This window comes from Actinoplanes campanulatus (assembly GCF_014647795.1).
Taxonomy (GTDB): Bacteria; Actinomycetota; Actinomycetes; order Mycobacteriales; family Micromonosporaceae; genus Actinoplanes; species Actinoplanes campanulatus.
In genome coordinates, this window is sequence record NZ_BMPW01000004.1 from 114492 (window position 1) to 136776 (window position 22285).

The 22285-nt window shown below is 70.9% G+C and carries 12 protein-coding genes; 9 read left to right on the forward strand and 3 right to left on the reverse strand.

The features are described 5' to 3' along the window. The first annotated feature begins 18 nt into the window (after window positions 1–18). From IEZ13_RS09405 to IEZ13_RS09440, 8 genes are all read left to right on the forward strand, one after another. Window positions 19–939 (forward strand): carbohydrate ABC transporter permease, encoded by a 921-nt coding sequence (locus tag IEZ13_RS09405; protein WP_229794575.1) that lies wholly within the window; start codon window positions 19–21, stop codon window positions 937–939. A gap of 2 nt (window positions 940–941) precedes the next feature. After that, window positions 942–1745 (forward strand): carbohydrate ABC transporter permease, encoded by an 804-nt coding sequence (locus tag IEZ13_RS09410; RefSeq protein WP_183220353.1) that lies wholly within the window; start codon window positions 942–944, stop codon window positions 1743–1745. A gap of 7 nt (window positions 1746–1752) precedes the next feature. After that, on the forward strand, window positions 1753–3630 hold the full coding sequence (locus IEZ13_RS09415; protein WP_229794576.1) for a glycoside hydrolase family 127 protein: 1878 nt from the start codon (window positions 1753–1755) through the stop codon (window positions 3628–3630). Between the two features lie 140 nt (window positions 3631–3770). Beyond that, entirely contained in the window at window positions 3771–6272 is a 2502-nt protein-coding gene (locus IEZ13_RS09420) for a beta-L-arabinofuranosidase domain-containing protein (protein ID WP_183220355.1), read from the forward strand. A gap of 26 nt (window positions 6273–6298) precedes the next feature. After that, entirely contained in the window at window positions 6299–11746 is a 5448-nt protein-coding gene (locus IEZ13_RS09425; RefSeq protein ID WP_183220357.1) for a galactose-binding domain-containing protein, read from the forward strand. A gap of 66 nt (window positions 11747–11812) precedes the next feature. Beyond that, window positions 11813–14788: an OmpL47-type beta-barrel domain-containing protein gene (locus IEZ13_RS09430; RefSeq protein ID WP_183220359.1), complete on the forward strand. Its 2976-nt coding sequence runs from the start codon at window positions 11813–11815 to the stop codon at window positions 14786–14788. A gap of 14 nt (window positions 14789–14802) precedes the next feature. Further along, window positions 14803–15420, forward strand: coding sequence for a hypothetical protein (locus tag IEZ13_RS09435; protein ID WP_183220361.1), 618 nt, complete (start codon window positions 14803–14805; stop codon window positions 15418–15420). 15 nt (window positions 15421–15435) lie between these two features. Further along, on the forward strand, window positions 15436–16368 hold the full coding sequence (locus tag IEZ13_RS09440; protein WP_229794577.1) for a DUF916 domain-containing protein: 933 nt from the start codon (window positions 15436–15438) through the stop codon (window positions 16366–16368). Between the two features lies 1 nt (window position 16369). Here IEZ13_RS09440 and IEZ13_RS09445 read toward each other — a convergent pair whose 3' ends face one another. Beyond that, entirely contained in the window at window positions 16370–18211 is a 1842-nt protein-coding gene (locus tag IEZ13_RS09445; RefSeq protein WP_183220363.1) for a hybrid sensor histidine kinase/response regulator, read from the reverse strand. A gap of 156 nt (window positions 18212–18367) precedes the next feature. Between IEZ13_RS09445 and IEZ13_RS09450 the strand changes: the two genes are divergently transcribed. Then, window positions 18368–19057, forward strand: coding sequence for a histidine phosphatase family protein (locus IEZ13_RS09450; RefSeq protein ID WP_183220365.1), 690 nt, complete (start codon window positions 18368–18370; stop codon window positions 19055–19057). On the opposite strand, the gene IEZ13_RS09455 is transcribed toward IEZ13_RS09450, so the two are convergent. Further along, window positions 19048–19947, reverse strand: coding sequence for a DUF1295 domain-containing protein (locus IEZ13_RS09455; RefSeq protein WP_183220367.1), 900 nt, complete (start codon window positions 19945–19947; stop codon window positions 19048–19050). The genes IEZ13_RS09450 and IEZ13_RS09455 overlap by 10 nt on opposite strands. Before the next feature lie 9 nt (window positions 19948–19956). Next, window positions 19957–22176: a putative bifunctional diguanylate cyclase/phosphodiesterase gene (locus tag IEZ13_RS09460; RefSeq protein ID WP_183220369.1), complete on the reverse strand. Its 2220-nt coding sequence runs from the start codon at window positions 22174–22176 to the stop codon at window positions 19957–19959. Window positions 22177–22285: the final 109 nt, after the last annotated feature.

Genomic DNA, 22285 nt, shown 5'->3' on the forward strand with positions numbered 1-22285 from the left:
CCGAAGGACCGACCCACCGTGGCATCTCCCGTCAGCACCCTGGAACAACAACGGAGCTCGCCGGCCGTACCGGTGAAGGGTTTGAAGCGACGTCGCAGGCCGAAGCTGACCGGCTGGGCCTACGCGGCACCCACCGCGTTGTTCGTCCTGATCTTCTTCGTCGTGCCGGTGATCCTGGTGGCGCGGATGTCGGTCTCCGACTGGGGGCTGTTCACCGGCGACCGTGGCTGGAACGCGCCGGAGAACTACCAGGACGTCATGGACGACCGGCTGCTGTGGCCGGCTGTCTGGTTCACGATCAAGTACACCGTGGTCACCACCGTCATCCTGCTCGGCCTCGCGCTCGCCCTGGCGCTGCTGGTGCAGGAGTCCAGCCGCTGGACCGGCATCCTGCGCAGTTCCTTCCTGGTGCCGTCGGCGCTCGGCCTGGCCTCGGCGTCGTTGCTGTTCTACGCCCTCTACTCGCCGCAGAGCACCCCGCTCGGCTTCCTCGGCATCGACTCGTTCCTCGGCACCCCGAGCTCGGCGCTCTGGTCCACGGTGGCGCTGATCGTCTGGCGATTCGCCGGTTTCTACATGCTGCTGTTGCTGGTCGGATTGCAGAGCATCTCGGATGACGTCTATGAGGCGGCCCGCCTGGACGGCGCCAGCCGGATGCAGACCTTCCGGCACATCACGTTGCCGCTGCTCAAACCGTCGCTCGCGTTGTGCGCCATCCTCTGCGTGACCGGCTCGCTGCTGGCCTTCGACCAGTTCTACATCCTCACCAAGGGCGGCCCGGACAACAGCACGATCACCATCGTCCAGCTGGTCTACAACATGGCCTTCTACGGCCAGAACAACCTGGGCCGCGCCGCCGCCCTCTCGATCCTCATCCTGGCCGTTCTGCTGGTCGTCAACGTCCTGCAGTTCCGTGGCCTGCGCGGCAGGGAGGACTGACCATGCGCACCCCGCAGCACGTCGTCGGCGGCGGCCTCGCCGTCCTCTTCCTCTCCCCGCTGGTGTGGGCCGCGGTGGCCTCGGTCAGCCCGCAGGCCGGCACCGCGCAGACCTCCGGCTGGGGTCTCGGCAACTACCAGACCCTCGCGAACTACCAGGCCGGAATCGGGCAGTACCTGCTGAACTCGACGATCGTGTCGGTCCTGACGGTGCTGTTCACGCTGGGCGTGTCCCTGCTCGGCGGGTACGCGTTCGCGATGTTCAAGTTTCCCGGCCGGAACCTGCTGTTCCTGGTCACCCTGGCCATCCTGATGGTGCCCTACGCGACCCTGCTGATCCCGCTCTACGTCCTGCTCAACGACCTGGGCCTCCAGAACTCGTTGGTCGGGCTGGCGCTGGTGCTCACCATGTTCCAGCTGCCGTTCGCCGTCTTCATGATGCGCATCTCCTTCGAGGCGGTGCCCAGGGAACTCGGCGAGTCGGCGCTGGTCGACGGCTGCGGCAGCTTCCGCGCGCTGCTGCACATCATGCTCCCGGTGGTGCGGCCCGGCCTGATCACCGTCGGCCTGTTCGCGTTCCTGGCCGCCTGGAACGACTTCATCACCCCGCTGGTGCTGATCAGCGACTCCGACCGGGCGCCCCTGCCGCTGGCCGTCGCCAACATGCGCCAGCAGGTGATGGGCATCGTCGACTACGGCGCCACCGAGGCCGGGGTGGTCACCCTCGCCCTGCCCTGCATCCTGCTGTTCCTCGCCCTCCAGCGGCACTACGTCCGCGGGTTCCTGTCCGGCGCACTGAAGGGTTGATTCTCACGTGACGATCGAGAAAGCCGTCGTGTCCGGCGAATGGACCGGGCGCGGCGGGACTCCGGCTGCCCCGAGCGCCGGCCGGCTGCGGCCGCTGGGCCTGCACGAGGTCACCCTGCGTCCCGGGTTCTGGCAGCGGCGGCAGCACACCAGCCGGACCGCCTCCTTCGACCACATCGAGCACTGGCTGCAACGGGCCGGCTGGCTCGGCAACTTCGGCGCGACCGTGGAGGGCCGCCGCGGGCGCGAGTTCTCCGACTCCGAGGTCTACAAGTACCTGGAGGCGCTGGCCTGGGCCGGCGATCCGGCGTACGAGGACCGGTTCCACGCCATCGTGGCCCGGGTCGCCGCGGTCCAGCAGCCGGACGGCTACCTCAACACCAACTTCGGGCGGCCCGGCCAGGCCGCCCGCTACAGCGACCTGGAGTGGGGCCACGAGCTCTACTGCTACGGCCACCTCATCCAGGCGGGGGTCGCCCGGGCCCGCACCCACGGTCACGACGACCTCGTGACCGTGGCGGTGCGCGCCGCCGACCACGTCTGCGACACGTTCGGCCCGGACGGCATCCAGTCGGTCTGCGGGCACGCCGAGATCGAGCCCGCCCTGGTCGAGCTGTACCGGGTCACCGGCAACCGCCGCTACCTGGACCAGGCCCGGCTGTTCGTCGAGCGCCGCGGGCGGCAGGTGCTCGACGACATCGAGTTCGGCCGCGTCTACTTCCAGGACGACATGCCGATCCGCGAGGCCCGGGTGCTGCGCGGGCACGCGGTCCGGGCCGTCTACCTGGCGTCCGGCGCGGTCGACGTGGCCGTCGAGACCGGTGACACCGAGCTGCTGGAGGCGGTCGCCCGGCAGTGGCGGGCCACGGTCGCCCGCCGTACCTATCTGACCGGTGGCATCGGATCCCGCCACCAGGACGAGGCGTTCGGCGACGACTTCGTGCTGCCGCCGGACCGTGCCTACCAGGAGACCTGCGCCGGGGTCGGCTCGATCATGCTGGCCTGGCGGCTGCTGCTGGCCGAGGGCAACCCCCGCTACGCCGACCTGATCGAACGGGTCCTGTTCAACATCATCGCCACGTCACCGTCCGACGACGGCACCCGCTTCTTCTACACCAACACATTGCACCAGCGGGTCCCCGGCATCGAACCGGCCGCCGACACCCTGGTCCCGCGGGCCGCGTCCAGCCTGCGCGCGCCCTGGTACGCGGTGTCCTGCTGCATGACCAACCTGGCCCGCACGTTCAGCAGCCTGGCCGCCTACCTGGCCACCACCGACGACGACGGCGGCGTGCAGCTCCACCAGTACACACCCGCGTCGATCCGGGTGGGCGACATCGGTCTGGACATCGACACCGAGTACCCGGCCGACGGGCGGGTCACCATCCGGGTGGTGTCCGCGCCCGACACGGCGTGGACGCTCACCCTGCGGATCCCGCACTGGGCCACCGAGGCGACCCTCGACGGCGTGCCGGTGGCGCCGGGCCTCGCCGCGGTGCGGCGCCGTTTCACGGCGGGCGACACGCTGCTGCTCGATCTGGCGGTCCGGCCGCGGCTCACCTTCCCCGACGGCAGGATCGACGCGGTACGCGGAGACGTGGCCGTCGAACGCGGTCCGGTCGTCTACTGCCTGGAGTCGGTCGACCTGCCGCCCGGGGTCGCGGTCGACACCGTCCGCCTGGATCCGGCCGCCGAGCCGGTGGACCGCGACGGGACGGTGATCGTCACCGGTCGCGCTCAGCCGGTCCACGATCCGAGCTGGCCGTACGGTCCACCGCCGCCACCAGCCGATGGGGCTCCCGTCGAGATCGCGCTGTACCCGTACCACCGCTGGGCGCGACGTGGGCCGTCCACCATGCGTGTCTGGCTACCCACCACCACCTGACCACCCGGCCGGCCGCGATCCGGCCCGTCGGCCGGCCTTCCGGCCACGATCCGGTCCATCGGCCCGCCTTCCGGCCACGATCCGGTCCATCGGCCGGCATGGAGTGCCGTCCTGATCCCCGACAGGAAGTGAGCGCCACCGTGATCTCCCGTCGACACCTCCTCCAGATCGGCGCGGCCGCCGCCACCCTGGGGGTCCCCGCCCCCGCTGCGGCGGTCCCCAGGAAGAAGGTCAACGGCCTGCCCGTGCCCAGGTCCTGGAAGGCCGTCCCCTTCGACCTGGACCGGGTCACCCTGGCCCCGAGCATCTTCACCGAGAAGCGCGACCGCATCCTCGCCTACGCCCGCGCCTACCCGGCCGACCGGATCCTGGCCAATTTCCGGGCGGCCGCCGGACTGGACACCCTCGGCGCGCAACCGCCCGGCGGCTGGGACGACGCCACCGGCAACCTGCGCGGCCACTACAGCGGCCACTTCCTGTCCCTGCTCGCGCAGGCGTGGGCGGGCACCGGCGAGGCGGTCTTCAAGGACAAACTCGACTACCTGATCACCGGCCTGAAGCAGTGCCAGGACGCGTGGGCCGCGCAGGTCGGGCAGCCCGGCACCCCGCCGCCCCCGGCCACCTGGACCAGCGAGGGCCTGGAGCTGTCCGGCGACGGGCAGTACGTGGGCCTGCCGGACGCCACGATCGACGGCCTCACCCAGGCGACCGTCGTCATCCGTTTGAAGATCGACGAGCTGCGGACCTGGTCGCGGGCCTTCGACTTCGGGGTCGGCCCGGCCGTGAACATGTTCCTGACCGTCCACGACGGCACCGGTCCCCGGTTCGCCATCACCACCAGCGGGAGCGGCGGCGAGCAGCGGATCCCGGTCTCCGCCCCGCTGCCGGTGGGCGAGTGGGTCGACCTGGCCGTCACCCTCGACGGCCAGGTGGGTGTTCTCTACATCAACGGCGTCGCGGCCGGCACCAATCCGGCCATGACCCTGACCCCGGCGGACCTGGGCGCGCCCAAGAACAACTGGATCGGCCGCTCCCAGTACGGCGACGCCGGCCTGAAAGCCGTGATCGGCGAGTTCCACCTGTTCGACCGGGCGCTGACCGCCGGCGAGATCGCGGGCAGCACCGGCAATCTGGCCTGGTACCGCTTCGACGAGAGCAGCGGAACCACGGTCGCCGACTCGTCCGGCCGGAACTGGGACGCGGCCGTCGTCACCGGCGCCGGCGGACCGCCCGGACCGAGCCACGCCGGGTTCCTGGCCGCCTACCCGGAGACCCAGTTCATCCAGCTGGAGCAGTACGTCACCTACCCCGCGATCTGGGCGCCCTACTACACCTGCCACAAGATCATGCGCGGGCTGCTGGACGCGCACACCCTCACCGGCAACGCCACCGCCCTCGACGTGGTCCGCGGCCTGGGGGAGTGGGTGCACTCCCGGCTGTCGAAGCTGCCCCGCGAGCAGCTCGACCGGATGTGGTCGCTCTACATCGCCGGCGAGTACGGCGGCATGAACGAGGTGCTGGCCGACCTGGCCGCGCTCACCGGCGACCGCACCTTCCTCACCACCGCCCGGTACTTCGACAACACCAGGCTGCTCGCCGACTGCGTGGCGGGAACCGACACCCTCGACGGGAAACACGCCAACCAGCACATCCCGCAGTTCCTCGGTTACCTGCGGCTGTTCGAGCAGGGCGAGGGCACCGACTACCGGACCGCGGCCGCCAACTTCTTCGACATGGTCGCCGGCCACCGCACCTATGTGCACGGCGGCACCGGCCAGGGCGAGGTGTTCCGCGGCCGGGACGTGATCGCCGGCAGCATCGTGGGCGCCACCAACGCGGAGAGCTGCGCCGCCTACAACATGCTCAAGGTGGCCCGGAACCTGTTCGCGCACACCCCGGACGCCCGGTTCCTCGACTACTACGAGAAGACGCTGGTCAACCAGATCCTCGCCTCGAAACGGGACGCCGACAGCACCACCGACCCGCTGGTCACCTACATGGTCCCGGTCGGGCCGGGCGTGCGGCGCGGCTACGGCAACATCGGCACCTGCTGCGGCGGCACCGGCCTGGAGAACCACACCAAATATCAGGACACCGTCTACTTCCGGTCGGCGCGCGACGACGCGCTCTACGTCAACCTCTACATCCCGTCGACGCTGCGCTGGGCCGAGCGCCGGGTCACGGTCACCCAGTCCGGCGACTATCCGCGCACGCCGGCCACCACCCTCACGATCAGCGGCAACGCGCGCTTCGACCTTTCGCTGCGGGTGCCGTCGTGGGCCGGGTCCGGCTTCGCCGTCACGATCAACGGCAAGAAGCAGAGGGTACGGGTGGGAAGCGACGGCTACGCCGGTTTCGAGCGCTCCTGGCGTACCGGAGACCGGGTCGAGGTGAGCTTCTCCTACCGGCTGCGCGTCGAGCCCACCCTCGACGACCCGGGCCTGCACGCCCTGCTCTACGGCCCGATCGCCCTGGTGGCCAAGTCGGTGGGCACCGCCTATCTGGAACTGCCCGCCGACCTCGCCGCAGCCGTCCAGCCCGGCGACCGGCCGATGACGTTCACCACCGGGGACGTCACGTTCGAGCCGTTCTACCTCGGCGACACGGCCGCCTATCACGCGTACGTCCGCGCCCGCTCCTGAAGAGACTCGCTCCTGAGAGAAGAGCCATGCCGAAACCCCGCCACATAGCCGGGGCGACCGCCGCCCTGCTCATCGTGACCGTCCTGTCCCCGGTCGCCGCCCAGGCCGCCCCGAACAGCGCCACCCCGTACCCGGTCTTCAAAGGTGACGCGAATCCGGTGCCCGACGACCGCACCGGCTACCACACCCGCAACCAGCTCCAGGCGATCTTCGACGCCGACGTGGCCGCCGGCGCCGGCAGCGGCACCGACAACGACTTCTGGATCGACCGGATGCTGGCGCGCACCGGGAACCAGCCGGGCGGCTCCAACGGCGACGCCAACCAGTACCTGTTCAGCCGGGGCCGTGCCCTGTTCATGAAGACCCACCAGCCGGGCACGCTCGGGTTCGGCGGCGAGGTCGCCTACATCGAGTCGATCGCCGGTGGCCAGGGCGCCTACACCATCACCGCGTCGGCCGGCGGGGCCGAGGTGGCCCTCACCGAGGACGCCACCCAGCGGAAGCAGACGCCCAGCTACTGGCGGGGCGTGTTCACCAACAGCGCGGCCGGATTGCGGGTGGTGCAGACCAAATACATCACCGACGCCAACGTCGCGGTCACCGACCTCGAGGTGAGCAGCGGCAACGGCACGGCCAAGGACGTCACCCTGGTCGCCACGTCACCGTTCGCCCGTACCGTCGAAGGGTCTGATCCTGAACTGACCGGCGCGGTGCGCGCCTTCAACAAGCTCACCGACCTGTTCCCGCGATTCTCCGGCGACGGGTTCACGCCGGCCGATGGCAGTTTGCGGCGGACAGTGAGCGTTCCGGCCAGCGGGTCGGTGCGGGCGAAGGTGCAGCTCGGGTTCGTCGCCCGGGAGGTCCCGGCATCGGCGGACGAGTACACCCGGTTCCGGGGGCTGAGCCCGGCGGACGCGTTCCGGGAGCACGTCACCGCCTACAACCGGTGGTGGGCGCAGAACGTGCCCTACCTGGACACGCCCGAGGACAACATCGACAAGACGCTGTTCTACCGCTGGTGGCTGATGCGGTACAACTTCCTCGACGCCGACCTGCCGGGCAACGACTACCAGTTCCCGACGTCGATGGAGGGCGTGCTCGGCTACAACAACGCGATCGTGCTGACCGTCGGCATGTTCGTCGACGACCTCAAGTACTTCCGCGATCCGGTCTACTCCTACGGGCCGTGGATCTCCGCCGGCGAGGTGGCCAGGAGCGGCAAGTACGTCGACAACCCGGGCGACCCGGCGAACTGGTCCAACAGCTACACCCAGTACATCTCCGAGGCGGCGTGGCGGTCGTACCAGCTGCACGGCGGTCCACCGGCGGTCGCCCGGAATCTCGCCAGGTACGCCGAGTACGACGTGGAGGGCCTGCTCGACGCCTACGACTTCGACGGCAACGGCCTGATCGAGTACAACTGGGGCGCGATGACCGGCAACGACGCCGACGCGGTGTCGTTCGACTGGCGTTCGGGCTACCTGGACCGCACCGAGAACGCGTACCTGTACTCGAACGCGAAGGCCGCGGCCGCCGCCTACCGGACCGCTGGCGACACCGCGAAGACGGCCGAGATGGACGCCCTCGCCGAGCGGATCAGGGCCGCCGTCCTGGAACACCTGTGGGAGCCGGCCCGGGACACGCCCGACGAGATGGGCCACTACGGCAACCTGCTCAAACACCGGCATGTCGCGTCCGGTGACCTGGTGCCGTGGAAGGAGATCAACAACTACTACCCGTACGCGGTCGGGCTGATGCCGAACACCGCCGAGTACCGCGAGGGGCTGCGGCTGTTCGCCGACGCCGCCCAGTACCCGATCTTCCCGTTCACCACGGCGAACCAGGCCGACAAGGCGGCCGCCGCCGCGCAGGGCGACCCGGGCAGCAACAACTTCTCGGTGATCAACTCGACGGTGACGTTCCGGATGCTGTCGTCGGTGCTGCGCAACTACCCGACCGGCTACATCGACGCCGAGTGGTACAAGAAGCTGCTCTACTGGAACGCCTGGGCGCACTACCAGGGCAACGGCGACAACCGGTACCCGGACCAGAACGAGTTCTGGGCCGACGGGTCGGTCGCGAACCAGAGCATCGGCTACCGGTCCTGGATCCACCACACCATCCTGGGCGCCACCAACTTCACCGTCATCGAGGACGCCATGGGGCTGCGGCCCCGCGACGACGCGAAGATCGAACTGGACCCCATCGACATCGGCTGGGACCACTTCACCGCCAACAACGTCCGCTACCGCGACCGGGACCTGAGCGTGGTCTGGGACGCGCCCGGCGGGACCGACCACTACGACTCGGCGCCGGACGGCTACTCGGTCTACCTCGACGGGCAACTCGCATTCACCGCCTCCGGCCTCGGGAAGATCGTCTACGACCCGGCCACCGGGCAGGTGTCCGCGGCGCCCGGCATCACCGTGGCCAATTCGGCCACGCTCGCCGTCAAAGCGCCGCGGGAGGTGGCCTTCGCGAGCGACGCCCGGATCAGCGACGTACTCGCCAAGGCCGGCGTCAACCCGGCCACGAACGTCGCCGCGGGACGGCCGGTCACCGCCACCTTCTCGGCATCCGGCCGCGGACCCGGGGGCGCGGTCGACGGCACCACGATCAACGAACCTTTCTGGGGTACGGCGGGATCGTCCACCGGCAGCGACGCGATCACCGTCGACCTGCAAGGGCCGCGCCCGATCGACGACGTGCGGGTGCACTTCTACAAGTCGTCGACGACCGCCACCGTCCAGGGGTACGAGCCGCCCGCACAGTTCCTCGTCGAGTACGACGACGGATCCGGGTGGAGGACCGTTCCCGGCCAGTCGCGCTTCCCGGCGTACCCCCGGGGGAATTTGAATCAGATCCGCTTCCCGGCGGTCACCGCTCAGAAACTGCGGATCACCGTGCAGCACGCTCCCGGGGCGAAGACCGGCATCAAGGAGATCCAGGCCTACGACAGCGGCGTTGTGGCGCCTGAGCCGTCCGCGGCGCCGGCGCTCGCAGACGCGTGGGTGGACTCCACCTACAGCCAGGCCGGATCGGTGCGCCTGATCGGCCTCGCCCAGGACGACGGGAACCCCGGCACCGCGCTGACCTCGGTCTGGTCGATGGTGGACGGGCCGGAGGGCGGCACGGTCGCCTTCGACCCGGCGAACACGCCCGGCACGGTCGCCCGGTTCACCGTCTCCGGGCGGTACACGCTGCGGCTCACCGTCGGCGAGTCGACCAGGAATGTCGTCGTCGACGCCACCGCCCTGGCCGAAGGGGAGATCAACGTGGCGTCGACCGCCACGCCGTCGGCCAGTTACACGGCCGGGTGGAACAACGTGAACGCGGTCAACGACGGGAAACCGCCACTGTTCGCGGGTGGGGCGCAGACCGACCTGTGGGGCACCTGGACCGGGAACGAGCCGGCCACCCGCTGGTTGCAGTACGACTTCGCGGCCGGTGTCCGCGTCGACCGGGCGTCCATCGACTTCTGGTCGGACAGCACCACCGGCGGCAGCGGCGTGTCCGTGCCCACGTCCTGGAAGATCCAGTACTGGGACGGCGCGAACTGGCAGGACGTCACCGGTGCGACCGGATTCGACCCGGCGGTTCGCGGGCGCACCAACGAGGTCAACTTCGATCCGGTGACCACCACCCGGCTGCGGGCCACCTTCAACGCCCTGCCGAACACGGCCGGTACCGCCTGGTCGGCGGTCGGGGTGTCCGAATGGCGGGTGTACGCGGCCGCGGCGTCGTCGATTCAGGGCGTCGACGTCCGTACCCCCGTGGGTGTCGTCCCTGCTCTTCCGGCGACCGTCGAGGTGACCTATGCCGACGGGGCGCGGCTGCCCGTCGCCGTCGCCTGGAGCGCCATCGAACCCGCGCGGGTGGCCGAGATCGGTGACTTCCGGGTCACCGGGTTCGTCGCCGGGACCACACTGACCGCCTCGGCCCATGTCTGGGTGCGCGGCAGTGACCCGGTGCAGATCAACACGATCGACCCGGTGGCCGTGAGCACCCGCGCCGGTGTGGCGCCGGTGCTGCCATTTACGGTCACGGTCGGCTACAACGACGGGTCGCGGCAGAGCGGTATCGGGGTGACCTGGACGGCGATCGATCCATCCGAATATGCCGCCGCGGGCACCTTCGAGGTGACCGGTCAGGTGGCCGGAACCGACAAGCCCGCGGTCGCGACCGTCACCGTCGGAGCGGGTGGACCGGACGACACCGCGCCGCCGGTCGCTGTCTTCACGGCTGACCCGGATGACGCCTGGACCAGCGAGAACGTCAAGGTCACGCTCACCGCTACGGACAACCGGGACTCGTCGCCGGAGTTGGAGATCGCGGTCGGGGCGGGGGAGTGGGAGGACTACGGCGGGCCGGTCACGGTCACCGCCGAGGGTTCGTCAACCGTGAAGGGGCGGGCAACCGATGATGCCGGCAACGTCTCGGCGGTCACCCAGCGGATCGTCGGCATCGACCGGACCAAACCGACCGCTGCGGCCACTTTCGACTCGGGGGCCCGTGCGGTGACGATCACCGGTTCGGATGCGCTTTCCGGGATCGGGGCGGTGCAGTACCGGCTCACGGTCGGTGGGGTCGTCACGCAGGACTGGACCTCTGCGAACGGGGCCGTGCCGATCGGGTCGGCGGCCACCACGGTCGGCTACCGGTCGGTGGACCGGGCCGGGAACACCTCCGATACCGGGAGCATCGACGTTCCGGCTGGTCAGGCGCCGGTCAATGTGGCCCGTACCGGGATGGCGTCGGCGTCCTACACGCCGGGGTGGCTGACCGTCGACAACCTGGCCGACGGGGTTACGCCTACCGGGCCGTCCGGGCCCAACACCGACGTGTGGAACACCTGGCCGCAAGTTGGGGAGCAATGGATCCAGCTGGACTGGGCGGCGCCGGTGACCGTGGACCGCACCCGGCTCTGGTTCACCGAGGATCTGGACGACACCGGTGCGGGTGTCGCCCCGCCGAGCGCGTGGAAACTCCAGTACTGGGACGGGGCCGCGTTCAAGGACGTTCTCTCGCCCAGTGCCTACGGCACCTCGGCAACCGGATGGAACACGGTGACCTTCACGAAGGTGACCACCACCCGGCTGCGGGCACTGTTGACCGCCAGTGGCGCCGAGGAGGGCAAGGGCGCACCGGGTGTGCAGGAGTGGGAGGTGTACGACGTTCCCGCCCCTGTCGAGCCCGGGTTCGACGTGACGGTCCAGGCCAAGGCGCAGTGCACCGGCGTCAACGCGTATGTAGCGGTCAACGCACGCAACATTGACGATCAACCACTCAACATTGAGCTGATCACGTCGTACGGGACACGGACGGTCGTCAACGTTGCGCCGGGCAAGGCCGCCTATCAATCCTTCAACACGCGGCAGCCGTCGGTCGCGGCCGGCACGGCCACCGTCCGGATCACGGGCGGGGCGGACACCGTCTCCCTCGAAGCGCCCTACAGCGCCATCACCTGCGGTTGACGCCGCACCCGGTCACGGCGGTGCCCGCGACCGGGTGCCGCCACCCCGACTCCGATAGGAATCGCCATGAGACCGCTCCGAACGGCGGTCGCAGGACTGGTCGCGGCCGGGCTGCTGCTCGCAGCACCCGCCGCACCGGCCCGGGCGGCCGACCCGTACACCTTCACCAACACCGTCAATCCGATCCTCGGCGACGGCTCCTACTACTCCGCCGACCTGGCGCCCCTGGTCGCCGACGGGCAGCTCTACGTCTACACCGGCCACGACGAGGCCGGTCCCGCGGTCAACGACTTCGTCATGAACGAGTGGGGTGCGTTCCGTACCTCCGATGTCGCCGAAGGCGAATGGACGCACTTCCCGTCGCTGATGCGGCCCGAACAGGTCTTCACCTGGGCCACCCCCGGCCGCGCCTACGCCGGCCAGGTCGTGCGGGGCCCGGACGGCCGCTACTACTGGTACGTCCCGGTCAGCGAACGCGACTCGACGGCCGCCAACACCTTCGCCATCGGCGTGGCCGTATCCGGCACACCCACCGGGCCGTGGACCGACCACATCGGCGGGCCGCTGATCTCGCAGCGCACCCCGACCGCCAACACGATCGAGAACATCGATCCGACGATCCTGGTGGAGGGGCAGCGGGTATTCGTCTACTGGGGCACTTTCGGCCAACTGCGGATGCTGGAGTTCCAGGCCGACATGAAGACGCCGGTCGGCACCCAGCGGGCGGTCACCGGCCTGACCGGGTTCTTCGAGGCGTCCTGGCTGTTCAAACGGGGCGACACCTATTACCTGGCCTACGCCGGGAACAACGCCGGTGGTTGTACTCCGGCGCACTATCACGCCTGCATCGCCTACGCGACCGCCACCGCACCGACCGGACCGTGGACCTACCGCGGCACCATCCTGTCGCCTGTCTCGTCGACGACCAGCCACCCGGGAATCGTCGAGTTCAACGGTCGGTGGTACCTGGCCTACCACACCGCCGACGCCGTCGGAGGCGGTCATTTCCGCAGGTCGGTGGCGATCGACCGGGTCGAGTGGGACGACACCCAGTCACCTCCGCGAATCAGGCCGGTCGTGCCGACACCGCCGAAACAGGCCGACCGCACGCCGCGCGCCAACATCGCCCAGGGCGCCACGGTGACCGTCTCCAACGAGCCGGTGCCGACCCAGTACTGGGTGAAGGCGCTCAACGACGAGATCGTCCGCGCCAACCCGCTGCCACCGGACATGTGGGGCACCTGGACCGGCGGCAACCCGCCCCAGCAGTGGGTCCAGTACACCTGGGACCAGCCGATGCGGATCACCGGTTCACAGATCGACTTCTGGAACGACCAGCCGCAGGGCACCGGCGTCGGCGTCGCCGCACCGGCCCGCTGGAAGATCCAGTACTGGAACGGGCAGTGGACCGACGTTCCCGGCGCCGGCGGCTACCCGACCGGCACCCAGGGGTTCCAGGACACGACGTTCGACCCGGTCACCACCACCCAGGTCCGGGCCGTGTTCGACGCGTCCACCAACGGCAGCACCTACTCGGCCGTCGCCGTCGAGGAGTGGAAGATCCTCGCGGCGCAGCCCGCCACGATCACCCCGCCGCCGATCACCGTCGAGGTCGGCGAGAACGAGCTGCCCGGGTCCGTTCCGGTCACGTTCGGATCGGAGACGTTGCAGGTCCCGGTCTACTGGGACCCGATCACCGCTGATCAGCCGGGCACCCTCAGCGTCAGCGGCAGCGTCCTCGGATACGCGGCCGGGCGCGTCACCGCACAGGTCACCGTGATCTCGCCGGGCGACACCGAAGGGGATCGAACCCCACCGTCCGTCGTGCTCACCGCGAGCGGTTCGGCGGGCGCCGCCGGGTGGTTCCGCTCCTCCGTCCGGGTACGGGCGAGCGCCGCCGACGACCGCGGCGGCCGCATGCGGATCGTCACCACGGTCGACGACGGCACACCGCAGACCGCCGAACCGGTCCGCTCCGCCGAGGTCACGGTCACCGGCGACGGCCGGCACACGGTCACCGCTACCGCCACCGACCGGGCCGGGAACACGAGTCCTCCGGTCTCCCGCACGGTCGACATCGACGCCACCAACCCGGTCAGCAGCGCCGCGGTGGCCGACCGGAAGGTGACCGTCACCGCCACCGACGCCACCTCCGGGGTGGACCGTGTCGAATACGCCATCGGCACCGGACCGTGGACCGTCTACACCGGCCCGGTCAGCGCACCGGACGCGGCCCAGCACGCCGTGTCGTACCGGGCCGTCGACAGGGCCGGAAACCTGGAGACCGTGCGAACCGTGGTCATCCCGGCCGACCTGTCCGCGCCGCTCAACGGCAACATCGGCCCGATCGCGACCGCGACCGCCTCCTACACGGCCGGATGGAACAGCCTCACCGCCCTCAACGACGACTCCGACCCGGCGTCGCCGTCCCAGGCCCAGATCTGGGGCACCTGGTCCGGCGCCCGGCCGGCGTCGCAGTGGATCCAGTACGAGTGGTCCCGGCCGGTACGGCTCACCGGCGCCGACATCAGATTCTGGCGGGACGTCGACCAGGGCACCGGAAACGGCGTCGCCGAACCCTCCGGGTGGATCCTCCAGTACTGGGACGGCACCGGCTGGCAGGACGTCACCGGAGCCACCGGTTACGGCACCAGCACCACGGCGTTCAACCGGGTCACCTTCGATCCGGTGGTCACCGCCCGCCTGCGGGCCGTGATCAGCGCCGACGGCAACGGCAGCACCTATTCGGCGGTGGCCGTCACCGAGTGGCGGGCGTTCGCCGAGGAACCCGCGCTCACCGCCACCGCCCAGCCGCGCTGCATCGCCGGCAAGGTCTATCTGGCCGTCACCGCCCGCAACGACCACACGGCGGCACTCGACATCGAGGTCGTCACCGCGTACGGGAAACGGGTCTTCGCCGCGGTCGCACCCGGCGCGAGCGTCTATCAGAGCTTCCCCGCGCGTGCCGTCTCGGTGCCGGACGGCGCCGTGACCGTCAACGGAACCGCCACCACCTATCCCGCCCACTCCTGTGGAGGCTGAAATTGATCAGAAGAATGCCGGTTGCCGTCGCCTGCTCGGTGCTCGCCGCGGCGACGGCTCTCCCGGCCACCGCTCTCCCTGCCACCGCGAGCGCCGATCCCGGTGAGGCCGAGGTCGAGGTGACCGTCCGGATCCCCGAGATCGAGGAGCCCGGCGTGCTCGCCCTGTCGGTCGCCGGTGACGCCGTGCCCCTCACCGAGAACGGCTCCGATCTGCTGGTACGCCAGTTCACCGGCCGCCTTCCGACGGTCACCGTGACCGACACCCGAACGCTGGAGGCGATTCCCGCCGGATCGTCGTGGGCGGTGCTCGGCAGCTCGAGCGACTTCGCCGGCACCGCCGGGCAGGCCCCGATCAGCGCCGGGCACCTGGGCTGGAAACCGCGGCTCATCGACGGCGGCGACACCGGGCTGGTCGCCGAGGGCGAGGAGGTGGTGACCGTTCTCGACGATCCCACCCAGCCCGGCAACAACGTCGGCCTCGTCGACCAGGAACTGCTGGTGTCCACCTACGAGTCGGCGGAGGTGACCGGCGGCGCCTACACCGTCGACGCCGACCTGTACCTGCGCACCCCGGCCGACGTGGCGGCCGGCTCCTACCACTCCACCCTGACCCTGTCCCTCTTCGAGTAGCTGGGAGCCGCCGTCGTGCACCGTGCCGTCGCCGTCCTCGCCTGTCTGGCCGTGCTGTCACCCGCGACCCCGGCGGCGGCCGCGCCGGCCACCGTCACCTGGACCGTCCAGCCCGCCGGCACGAACGGCCCGGACGGGCGGCGGTGGGCCGAGCACACCCTCGACCCGGGCGGGACGGTCACCGACCATCTGGCCGTCCGCAACCTCGGCGACGCCACGGCGGTGTTCGCGCTCAAGGCCGCCGACGGCTATCTCACCGAGAACGGCCGGTTCAACATGCTGCCCTCGGACCGGAGGTCGGCGGACGGCGGAACCTGGATCAGCGTCCAGGAGACGGTGACCGTGGCGGCGGGCCGGACCGTGGTGGTGCCGTTCACCGTCACGGCTCCGGCCGACGCCACACCCGGTGACCATCCGGCGGGGATCGCCGCCTCGATCGCCGGGAAGCCGGGCACCGTCCAGGTGGAGAGCCGGGTCGGCTTCCGGGTGCTGCTCCGCGCCTCCGGCACGCTGCGGCCGGCGCTGGCCGTCTCCGGGGTGACCACCCGTTTCCGGCCGAACTGGAATCCGCTGCGTCCCGGCACACTGCACGTCGCCTACACCGTCGCCAACACCGGCAACGTCCGCGCCGGGATCGAGGGCCGGGTCGCCGGGAACCGGGCCGATCTCGGCGAACTCCTGCCCGGCGGCAGCCGCACCGCCACGGCCGTGGCACGGACTTGGCCCCTCGGCCGGATCCGGACCACCCTGACCCTCACGCCGGTGGTCCCCGGCGCCGCCGCCGAACCCCACACGGTCACGGTCACCACCTGGGCATTCCCGTGGCCGCAGGTGCTCGCCCTCGCGGCCGTCGCCGTCCTGATCCTGCTGGCCCGGATGAGGCGGGCGCGCCTGAAACGGCTGCTGGAACAGGCCCGCCTGGAGGGTCGCCGCTCAGCGGGCACCTGATTCACGCGGCCCGTGACGAGCTGTCCCGGCTCCGCTGATCCAGCGCCTCGCCGGAGAGCGCGTCCCCGACGGCCGCGAGCAGTTCCACGGCGGTGAACGGTTTCTGGACGATGCGGGCCGAGTGCAGGTCGTAGCGGTGGCGCAGATCGTCGTCGCTGTAACCGGACATGAACAGCACCGGCAGTTCCGGATGACGGATCCGCAACCGCTCGGCGATCGCCGGGCCGGAGCGGCCGCGCAGCATGATGTCGGTGACGAGCAGGGCCACGTCGTCCGGTTCGTCGCCGGGCGGTGAGCCGTCGAGCCACACCGTGGCGCGGTAGCCGTTCTGCTCCAGGATCCGGACCACCAGATCGCGGACGTGCTCCTCGTCGTCGATCACCACCACGTGCTCGCCGTTGCCGGGCGCCGGGCTGTGGTCCGCGTCGGGAACCTGATCCGCCGGTTCGGCCGCCAGCGGCAGCAGGATCTGGAAGGTCGTGCCGATGCCCGGCGACGAGTCCACGCTGATCTGCCCGCCCGCGTCGGTGACGATGCCGTACACGGTGGCCAGGCCGAGCCCGGTGCCCCGGTCGGCGGGTTTGGTGGTGAAGAACGGCTCGAAGAGCCGGTCGCGCACCTCGGCGGTCATGCCGCAGCCGGTGTCGCTGACGGTCAGCCGGGCGTTGCCGCCGGGTGGCTGGTCCGTCTCCATCACGACCACGCCGCCGTCGGGCATGGCGTCCCGGGCGTTCACGATCAGGTTGAGCAGGATCTGATCGAGGTGTCCCCGATTGGCTCGGACCGGCAGCGGCTCGGGTCGTCTGCGGCAGACCAGCTGGATGTTGGCGCCGATGCTGCGCCGGAGCAGTTCGCCGGAGCAGTCGACGACCTCGTTCAGGTCGACCGTCTCCACCTGGGTCGGCTCCCGTTTGGCGAAGAGCAGGAGCTGCCCAGTCAGTTCGCGGGCCCGGTCGGCGGCGTCGCGGATCCGGGCCAGGTCCCGGCTGCCCTCGGGGGTCACCTCGTCGGTCAGGAAGTCGGCGTAGTTCAGGATTATCGCCAGCAGGTTGTTGAAGTCGTGCGCCACGCCGCCGGCCAGCTGGCCCAGGCTCTCCATCCGCTTGGCCCGCGCCGACCGTTCCATGGCCAGCTTCTCCTCGGCCTCGAGCCGCTTCCGGGCGGTGATGTCGCGTTCGGTGGCGGCCGCCGCGACCACCCTGCCGGAGTCGTCGCGGATCGGCGCGACCGTGACCGACACCAGGAGCTCCGAGCCGTCGCTGCGGATCCGCCGGGTCTCGTCGAATCGTAGGTGCTCCCCGGCGGCAAGGGGGATCTGGACCTGTTCGAATACGGCCAGCCGATCCGGGGGCAGGATTCGGGTGAACTTGCGCCCGATGATGTCGCTCGCGCGGTAGCCGTACATCTTCTCGGCGCCGGCGTTCCAGATCCGCACGACGCCCTTGAGGTCGGCCACGATGATCGCGTCGGCCGACTGTTCGACGAGGGCGCCCAGCATCTCCCGGTCGCCGGCCGCGGCGGACCGGGCGTTCAGCAGGGTGCGCAGGTGACGGGCGGTCAGCCAGCCGATGAGCGTGATGACCGTTATCAGCAGCAGCCGCAGGATCTGGTCGGGCGAGCCGAGCATCCCCTGCCAGGTGGAGATCGCGAGGGCGGCGGCACCCGCGTAGGCGCCGATGGTGAGCACCAACATGGGGCTGGCGGTGGCGGCGGCCAGCGCCGGCCCCACCGCCAGCATCCCGAAGGTGAGCATCCGGGGTGGCGAGAGGGCGGACAACACCGCCAGCACGGTCACGGCCACGAAAGCCCCGACGACACCGGCCGTCACTTTCGGTAGCCTCATCGTCCGGCCCCCTTTCCGGATGCAGGTAGGCTATGCCCGGCTTCGCCGCCTCAAACCCGGAACCTGGAAACCAGCGGCCGCGGCCCGACTCCCCGTGGTGATCCTGTCGTAGGGTGCAGCGGAACCCCTCGCCCGCTATCCGAAGGACCGGTGCCGGTGGCCCGTCTGCTGCTCGTCCGCCACGGTCAGGCGTCGTTCGGCGCCGACGACTACGACGCGCTTTCCCCGCTCGGGCACGAACAGGCCCGTACGCTCGGGAAATCGCTTTCCGACCGGGGTGTCCGCCCGGCCCTGCTGGTGCGCGGCGCGCTGCGCCGGCACGCCGAGACCGCCGCCGGGATCCTCGACGGCCTGGCCATGTCGGTCGACGTGGCGATCGATCCGGGCTGGGACGAGTTCGACTTCCAGCACGTCGTGGAGATCCACCGGCCGCTGTTCCGCGACCGCGCCGCCTTGGCGGCCGAGCTGGCGCGCGAGGCGCGCCCGGACCGGGCTTTCCAGGAGATCTTCGAGGCCGCCACCACCCGCTGGGCGTCGGGCGACCACGATCTGGAGTACGGCGAGTCGTTCCCCGCGTTCCGGAACCGGGTGGCCGCCGCCCTGGCGTCGGCCGAGACGCTGCTGCGTGCGCACCGGGAGGTGCTCGTCGTCAGCTCGGGCGGGCCGATCGCGATGGCGGCCACGTTGCTCACCACCGGGTCGGTGGCCGGATGGGCGGCCTTCAACCGGGTCTCGGTCAACACCGGCGTGACGAAGGTGATCGCCGGGAGCCGCGGGCTGTCCCTGTCGACGTTCAACGAGCATCCGCACCTGGAGGCCGACCGGCGGCTGCTGACCTACCGGTGACGGGCCGGGCGGGGCAGCAGCGCCGGGACGCGGCGCATGTGCTCGGCGTAGGCGGGACGGCGGACCAGTGAGCGCTCGTCCATCATCGGGATGCTGACGAAGGTGAACAGCAGCACCATGGCGACCGGGCCGGCCACGGTCCACCACCAGTCCGGGGCGGCGGCCAGGGCGAACAGCCACATCCCCCACCAGAAGAGGATCTCGCCCAGATAGTTGGGGTGCCGCGAGTACCGCCACAGGCCGCGGTCGATGATGCCGCCCCGGTTGGCCGGATCCCGGGCGAACCGCTGCAACTGGCGGTCGGCGGTCGCCTCCAGGAGCACAGCGGCCGCGGTGAGCGCGACGGCCACCACGTCGAGCGGCCCCCACGACCGGCCGGTCACCGTGACGGCGGGCCAGACGGCGAGCAGCCCGGCGAAGACCACCAGCGTGGGCATGAGCTGGATGCCGGCCAGGTTGACCAGCCACCACGGGACGCCGCGCGGTCGCCGCTCGCGCAGCCGCACGTAGCGCCAGTCCTCGTGGTCGAGGCCGCGCCACGACGACGCCCAGTTGGCGGTCAGCCGGATCGACCAGGCGAGCACCAGCAGTAGGACGGCCGTCTGCCGCCCGGTCACCGCCGAGATCTCGCCACCGGTGTGCCACCACACCCAGGCGGTCACGATCACGGCCGGGGCGACGCTCCAGTACGGGTCGTAGAGGCTCGCGTTGGCGACGAGCATGCTGGCCGCGAACACTACGACGGTGGCGGCCAGGTCGGCGTAGAAGGTGAGCAGCAACGGGTGCGGGCCACGCGCCACGGCCACGACCGCCCACGCGACCAGCCCGGCCGCCAGGTAGGCGGCCGTCACCACCGCGAACCCCACCGCCCGGTCCCGGCCCGTCGACATAGGACGAGACTAAGCGTGCACCACCCGTACCGTGAAGTCCGGTTCTTCGGCCGGACGGCCGAAGTGATAGCCCTGCAACAGCCGGTAACCGAGCCGGTAGAGCACCTCAGCCTGCTCCGCGGTCTCCACGCCCTCGGCCACCGCGTCCAGCCCCAGACCCGAGGTGACCTGCATCATCGCCTCCGCGATGACCGCGTGCCGGCCGGCCTCGGTGACCCGGTCGACGAACGACTTGTCGATCTTCAGTACGTCGACCGGCACGCTCTGCAACAGCCCGAGCGACGAGTGCCCGGTGCCGAAATCGTCGAGAGCGATCCGTACGCCCAGGGCCCGCAACTCGTGCAGCGCCGCCACCGCCGGCCCGCCCTCGAACACGGCCGTCTCGGTCACCTCCACGGTGAGACGGTGCGGAGCCAGACCGGTACGGGCGAGCACCGCCGCCACCGACGCCGCGAACCCGGACCGGGCCAGCTGGCGGGCCGAGACGTTGACACTGACCCGGTCCGGGGCGAGCGGCCCCAGTTCGGCGGTCCACCGGGCCAGCCGCTCGCACGCCGTCTCCAGGATCCACGCGCCCAGCTCGACGATCAGGCCGTTGCGTTCGGCGACCGGAATGAACAGGGCCGGGCTGATCAGGCCACGCTGCGGATGCCGCCACCGGACCAGGGCCTCCACCGCGACGACCCGGCACTCGGGCAGCCGGACGATCGGCTGGTACACCACCTGGAACTGGCCGGTGTCGAGCCCGTGCCGGATCTGCGCGCCCAGCCGGGCCTGCTCGGACGACCGCTCGTCGACCGCGGGGGTCCACCGGGCGTAGGTCTCACCGGTCCGCCTGGCCACGCACATGGCCACCCCGGCGCGGCGCAGCACCTCCACCGGATCGTCGGCGCCGCCGGAGTCGGTGACCCCGATCGCGGCGCCGACCAGCACCTCGAAGTCGTCCGACCGGACCGGGTAGTGCACCGCGCCGATCATCCGGCCGGCCACCGCGTCCGCCTCGGCGTGCGGCGCGTCGTGCAGCAGCACCGCGAACTCGTCGCCGCTGAGCCGGGCCACCAGCGCCTGTGGGCCGGCCAGCATGCGTACCCGCTCGGCGATCCGGACGATGACGTGGTCACCGGCCACCGGCCCGAGCTCGTCGTTGACGCTGCCCAGGTCGTTGAGCCCGACCAGGATCACCTGCGGGCGGCCGGTGGCCAGCGCGTCGCGGAGGGCCTGCTGGAAGTGGCGCCGGGTGTGCAGGCCGGTGAGGTCGTCGTGGTCCGCCAGGCGCCGCAGTTCGGCCGACTGCCGGTGCACCTGGCGCATGACGCCGGCCATCCGGGCCACCCCGAGCGCGAACAGCACGATGGCGCCGGCCGCGATGACGACCCGGTCGACCTGGTCGGCGCCGACCGAGGGGATGAACAGCAGGGTGGGCGGGAGCACCGCGCAGCAGGCGGAGACGGCCAGGCGGCCGCGGCCTGCCCGGGCCATCTCGGGCCGGTCCCCGGTCTCGGCGGCCGCCATCGACGGGTGCAGCGCGGCGGCGGCCCACACCACGTAGGCCAGCAGCCACGTCCAGTCGAGTCCGCGCCCGTCGTAGTCGAAATGCAGGCTCAGCACCGAGAACGCGATGTCCGCCACGAGCAGCAGCCCGGCCGCCACACCGAGCAGGTCGGAGCTGACCGAGCGGGCGCGGGCGCCGAGGAGCAGCCGGGCGACCATCACCAGCAGCAGCATGTCCAGTGCCGGGTAGGCGGTGCTGACCCCGCTCTCCAGCAGCGACGCCGACTCCCCGGCGGCGACCGGGTGCAGGACGAACACCCACAGCACCAGGCTGAGCCCGAGGGCGGCGATGGACGCGTCGATGAGCCCGCCGGTGTCCCGGCCGCAGCGGCCGCGCAGCAGCAGGAACAGCCCGGCGATCAGGGGCGGGTACGCGCCGAGGTAGAGGACGTCGGCCACCGACGGGTACGGCTCCTCGTGCCGGACGTACTCCAGGTACCACCAGACGAGATCGCCGAGGGCGGAGAGCGATATCCCGGCCGCGAACAGGATCCACGCGGCCGGGCGCGGTGGCCGGTTCCGGCGCACGCCGACCAGGATGGCCAGCCCGGCGAGAAGCCCCACGACGCTGTAGCCGATGTGCGACAGCGGACTGTCCGCGGGCAGCAGGTAGTAGCCGACGGTCGCGAGCACACCGCCCGCCGTCCACCACCGCCACCATCGGTTACCCGGCCCCATGGGCTGACCATCGGTCGCCTGGGGACCCACTTGAGAGGTGAGTGATGCGCCGACCCTCTTGTATAACGATCACATTCACGATTTCCGTAATCTGCGGAGCCCTGGGGTG

What these genes read in the sequence shown, in the direction of transcription:
- IEZ13_RS09430 (WP_183220359.1), top strand. Translation starts at nt 11,813, where the DNA reads ATGAGACCGCTCCGAACGGCGGTCGCAGGACTGGTCGCGGCCGGGCTG.
- IEZ13_RS09435 (WP_183220361.1), top strand. Translation starts at nt 14,803, where the DNA reads ATGCCGGTTGCCGTCGCCTGCTCGGTGCTCGCCGCGGCGACGGCTCTC.
- IEZ13_RS09455 (WP_183220367.1), bottom strand. Translation starts at nt 19,947, where the DNA reads ATGTCGACGGGCCGGGACCGGGCGGTGGGGTTCGCGGTGGTGACGGCC.
- IEZ13_RS09445 (WP_183220363.1), bottom strand. Translation starts at nt 18,211, where the DNA reads ATGAGGCTACCGAAAGTGACGGCCGGTGTCGTCGGGGCTTTCGTGGCC.
- IEZ13_RS09460 (WP_183220369.1), bottom strand. Translation starts at nt 22,176, where the DNA reads ATGGGGCCGGGTAACCGATGGTGGCGGTGGTGGACGGCGGGCGGTGTG.
- IEZ13_RS09410 (WP_183220353.1), top strand. Translation starts at nt 942, where the DNA reads ATGCGCACCCCGCAGCACGTCGTCGGCGGCGGCCTCGCCGTCCTCTTC.
- IEZ13_RS09425 (WP_183220357.1), top strand. Translation starts at nt 6,299, where the DNA reads ATGCCGAAACCCCGCCACATAGCCGGGGCGACCGCCGCCCTGCTCATC.